Genomic DNA, 4838 nt, shown 5'->3' on the forward strand with positions numbered 1-4838 from the left:
ATGAGGCAGGCCGCGACGATGTCGTCCTCGAGGTCGACATGCAGGCCGCCTTCGGGCGTCAGGATGAGCTTGAGGAAATCGAGCACATTGCGCGCGTAGAGCGACGAGGCATCGGCCGCGACCAGCGCCGGCAGGTTGGTCTCGCCGATCAGCAGCACGCCGTGCCTGAGAACGGTCTGGTCGGCCTCGGTCAGCGGGCAGTTGCCGCCCTGGGCCGCAGCCAGATCGACGATGACCGAGCCGGGCTTCATGGACTGCACCATTTCCTCGGTCACCAGCACGGGCGCCGCGCGCCCGGGAATCAAGGCGGTGGTGATCACCACGTCGGCCTGGGCCACGCGCTTGGCCACCTCGACTTTCTGCCGCTCGAGCCAGCTCGCGGGCATGGGCCGCGCATAGCCGCCCACGCCTTCTGCGGCCTCCCTCTCCTCGGCGGTCTTGTAGGGCACCTCGATGAACTTCGCGCCCAGCGACTCGACCTGTTCCTTGACGCTGGGGCGTACGTCCGACGCTTCGATCACCGCGCCCAGGCGCTTGGCCGTGGCGATGGCCTGCAGGCCCGCGACGCCCACGCCCAGCACCACCACGCGCGCGGCCTTGACGGTGCCGGCGGCGGTCATCAGCATGGGGAAAAACCGCTGGTAGGCGTTGGCCGCGATCATCACCGCCTTGTAGCCCGCGATATTGGCCTGGGAAGACAGCACGTCCATGCTTTGCGCGCGCGTGGTGCGCGGCGCGGCTTCGAGCGCATAGGCGGTCACGCCCGCCGTCGCCAGCCGCTGCAGTCCGGGCGAATCAAACGGGTTGAGCATGCCGACGACGGTGGTGCCGGCGCGCAGCCACGGCGCTTCGGCCTCGGTGGGACCACGCACCTTGAGCAGCAGATCGGCCTGCCAGGCGCCCGCGGCGTCGCTGATCTCGGCGCCGGCGGCGACATAGGCCTCATCGGTCACGCTGGCCGCAAGGCCGGCCCCCGATTCGACGCGCAACTGATGGCCCAGGGCCTTGAGTTTCTTGACTGTCTCCGGGGTCACGGCAACGCGGGCTTCACCCGCCACCGTCTCGCTGGGTACACCTATCAGCATCGGTTGTCCTCTCAAGTTGGCTTTTTTCAACGCATCACCCGCCTGACTGCCGGTGTGCGCCTTGTCTTCCATCTTCTTGCGGGAGCAGTGCGAAGTACCGATCGGGCCTGAGCCCTGGCCCGAACACTGCGCCGCGCCATCTTACCCGGCAGCCCGAACGGCGCTGGCGCGCAGGCGTCAGCGCGGCGTCTTGCCCAGATGCCGGGCGAGCGCGTCGAAGGCCGGCAGTGTGGTCGGATCGTTCGCCGAATTGCTGGCCACGGGATGCGACGCGTAGCGCGCGATGACCACGGCCGCCTGCGGGTTCACATAGATGCGCTGGCCATGCACGCCGCGCGCCATGAACGCGCCGTCGGCCTGGTGGGTGACCCACCACATGTTGCGGTAGCTCCAGCCGGGCAGCAGTTCGTAGCCGGCCTTGGCGAAGGCCGCGCGGTCGCCGCCACGGCGGATGTCGTCGACCACCGCCTTGGGAATGATCTGCTGCCCCTGGAAGCGGCCGTTGTTGCGCAGCAGCTCGCCAAAGCGCGCAAGATCGCGCAGACCGGTGTTGAGCCCGCCGCCCGCGAACGGCGTGCCGGTGGAGTCGACGGTGATATAGGCATCCTGCTCGGCGCCCAGGCGGCTCCAGATGCGCTCGGACAACAGTTCGGCGACATTGCGCCCGGTGGCACGCGCGATGATCCAGCCCAGCACGTCCGAGTTCACGGTCTTGTAGGCAAACGCGGCGCCATGTTCGCCCTGGGGGCGCACGGTCTGCAGGTATTCGTAGTAACTGCGCGGGCCCTGGTAGTCCTTGGGCTTGGGCAAGGGATTGCCGGCCTGGGAGAAGGCCCAGACTTCGGCGTTCGGGTCGGCATAGTCCTCGCTGTACTGCAGCCCGGTGGTCATATCGAGCACCTGGCGCACGGTGGCATTGCCGAAAGCCGAAGATGCCAGCTCGGGCACATAGTCGGCCACGCGCTTTGCCGCATCGAGCTTGCCTTCGGCCACCAGCATCGCGCCCAGCGTGCCGGTCACGGATTTGGTGACCGACATCGCGCCGTGCTGGCCACGCTCGTCGAGCGCGCCGAAATAGCGCTCGTAGACGATGCGGCCATGGTGCAGCACAATGATGCCGTCGGTGTAGTTGGCCGCGAGCGATTCGGCCCAGGTCATGGGCGACTGGCCACCCAGCGGCACGAAGCGCAGGCCATCGATGTCCTTGCGCAGCGCGCGCGGCAGCGGCACGGGCGCGCCCACGCCGCGCGAGATGTTCATCGTCGGCATGAGCTCGCGAAAGTGCGCGACGCTCCAGCGCAGCGCCGGGAACTGGAAGTAGCTGCCGTCGTCGAAGCGCAGCTGCCGGTCGGGCGGTGGCGGCGAGCCCACCATCCAGCCGAGCTTGACCGGGTCACTGGCCGCGGCGTCCAGCGGCGCGGGTTGCGCCGCGGGTGCCGGGCCCGCTGCGCCCAGCGCCAGCGACAGCAGGGCGACCGCGGCGGTCATCGGAGAAACGAAATGGCGCATGGGGCTTCCTTTGGATGGAAATGGCAGGGAGAGTCGATCGCGGGGGCTGCGCCCTCCCCCGCAACGCCGAGTGTGGGCAACCTGCCCGTCAGAGGTCAATAGGCAGACCTGAGTCACCCGACCGCTGCAGGATGCTGATCTGCCCGTCGGCTTCAAGAAATGCGAACTTCAGGTCCTTGCGATCACAGTCGGCTTCACGCAGCGCGCGCTCCACATCACAGAGCGGCACATGGTGCTTTTTTAGCACTTCCTCGAAGATATCGCCGTCCCGCCCGATCAGCACTGGCCGACCTTCGACCCACTGCTGCACGCGCACGCTGCGCGCCGAAATTGCAGCGACCAGAACATTGAGCGCGATCAGCGTCGCGGCGGACAGCAGACCGCCACCCACCGAAGTCTCCCGGCCCGCAAGACCGCTAGACACCGACTCGCTGAGCAGCATCACCACCAGCAGATCAAACGGCGTGAACTGCCCCACGGTGCGGCGCCCTGAAAGCCGCACCAGCACCAGCAGCGCGAGGTACACCACGCCGGCACGCAGCGGCAATTCCCACCACGGACCTTGCAACTCGAACATACGCATCTCCAGCAAAAGCGGCCGCGAGGCCAGCGCCGGCCGCCACCAGGGCGCCAGCACCCCTTTGCGGCCGTCATCTTCCTGGTTGCTACTGTGGTGAACAGCGCGCGCGCGCAGCGTAGGACTCGGGCCCCTGCGCCGTAAGCCAACTTCCTGACCTGCCTCCGGCCCGTGCTGTTTCAAGATCAATCATTGCCGCCCGCGGCGATGGCGCGGCGCAGACTGTCAGTGCTCGACGAGCTGGCATCAGCGCACAACGATCAGGGCTGAAAGCGGACGAGGCAAAGGAAAAAGCCCCAAGCGATTACTCACTTGAGGCTTTAAGTCCTGGCGGAAACGGAGGGATTCGAACCCTCGATGAGGCTCTACACCCCATACTCCCTTAGCAGGGGAGCACCTTCGGCCACTCGGTCACGTTTCCAATAAAGCGATTCTAACCCGAGTTTTTTACGACTTCGGGAAAAAAAGCAAATTTACTCCGATTTGTCGAGACCGAAAGCGGTGTGCAGTGCGCGCACGGCCAGCTCGAGGTACTTCTCGTCGATCACGACCGAGGTCTTGATTTCCGAAGTCGAGATCATCTGGATGTTGATGCCCTCTTCGCTCAGCGTGCGGAACATGGTGCTGGCCACGCCGGCGTGGCTGCGCATGCCGATGCCGACGATGCTGACCTTGCAGATGCTCGGATCGCCCACGGCTTCCTTGGCGCCCAGTTCGGGCACGACCTTGCTTTGCAGCAGGTCCATCGCGCGCTGGTAGTCACCCTGGCTCACGGTGAAGCTGAAGTCGGCCAGGCCGTCCTTGCTGATGTTCTGCAGGATCACATCGACTTCGATGTTGGCTTCGGCCACGGGGCCCAGGATGCGGTAGGCGATTCCCGGGGTGTCGGGCACGCCGAGCACGGAGATCTTGGCTTCGCCGCGGTTGAAAGCGATGCCGGATACGACAGCCTTTTCCATTTTTTCGTCTTCCTCAAAAGTAATCAGCGTGCCCGATTGGGCTTCTTCGGCGAGATCCATGTCCCAGGGCGTGAAGCTCGACAGGACGCGCATCGGCACCTTGTATTTGCCCGCGAACTCGACCGAACGGATTTGCAGCACCTTGCTGCCCAGGCTGGCCATCTCGAGCATCTCTTCGAAGCTCACGGTGGACAGGCGGCGGGCGGCCGGAACCACGCGCGGGTCGGTGGTGTAGACACCATCGACATCGGTGTAGATCAGGCATTCGCTGGCCTTGAGCGCAGCGGCCATGGCCACGGCCGACGTGTCGGAGCCGCCACGGCCCAGCGTCGTGATGTTGCCGGCCGGGTCTATGCCCTGGAAACCGGTGACGATCACCACACGGCCGGCGTCGAGATCGGCGCGCACGCGCTGGTCGTCGATAGCCTCGATCCGGGCCTTGGTGTAGCTGCTGTCGGTGCGCACCGGCACCTGCCAGCCTGCATAGCTGACCGAAGGCATGCCTTCGGCCTGCAGCGCAATCGCCAGCAGCGCCGACGATGCCTGCTCGCCGGTGGCGGCCAGCATGTCGAGCTCACGGTAGTAGGAGTTTTGCGGCTGCGCAGGCGCGAGCTCGCTGGCCAGGCCAAGCAGACGATTGGTTTCGCCACTCATGGCGCTGGGCACCACGACCATCTGGTGGCCGGCCCGGGCCCACTTGGCCACGCG

The 4838-nt window shown here is 66.2% G+C and carries 4 protein-coding genes and 1 tRNA gene; all 5 read right to left on the bottom strand.

Features of this window, described 5'->3' with window-relative positions; genetic code table 11:
* A partial coding sequence (locus D3H34_RS30830) for a Re/Si-specific NAD(P)(+) transhydrogenase subunit alpha (protein ID WP_119558649.1) occupies positions 1-1085 on the bottom strand: 1085 nt, incomplete at its 3' end.
* A gap of 177 nt (positions 1086-1262) precedes the next feature.
* A complete protein-coding gene (locus tag D3H34_RS30835) occupies positions 1263-2459 on the bottom strand; it encodes a serine hydrolase domain-containing protein (protein WP_286186480.1) in 1197 nt (398 codons plus the stop codon).
* A gap of 223 nt (positions 2460-2682) precedes the next feature.
* Positions 2683-3171 (bottom strand): DUF421 domain-containing protein, encoded by a 489-nt coding sequence (locus D3H34_RS30840; protein WP_119558650.1) that lies wholly within the window; start codon positions 3169-3171, stop codon positions 2683-2685.
* A gap of 328 nt (positions 3172-3499) precedes the next feature.
* Positions 3500-3592, bottom strand: a tRNA-Ser gene (locus tag D3H34_RS30845).
* A 52-nt stretch (positions 3593-3644) separates the two neighbouring features.
* Positions 3645-4838: aspartate kinase (locus D3H34_RS30850; protein ID WP_205736838.1), on the bottom strand; the 1194-nt coding region annotated here is incomplete at its 5' end.

The organism is Acidovorax cavernicola (assembly GCF_003581445.1).

Excerpts from the sequence above, each read along its gene's own strand:
- D3H34_RS30835 (WP_286186480.1), bottom strand. The coding sequence starts at position 2,459 with ATGGTGGGCTCGCCGCCACCGCCCGACCGGCAGCTGCGCTTCGACGAC.
- D3H34_RS30840 (WP_119558650.1), bottom strand. The coding sequence starts at position 3,171 with ATGTTCGAGTTGCAAGGTCCGTGGTGGGAATTGCCGCTGCGTGCCGGC.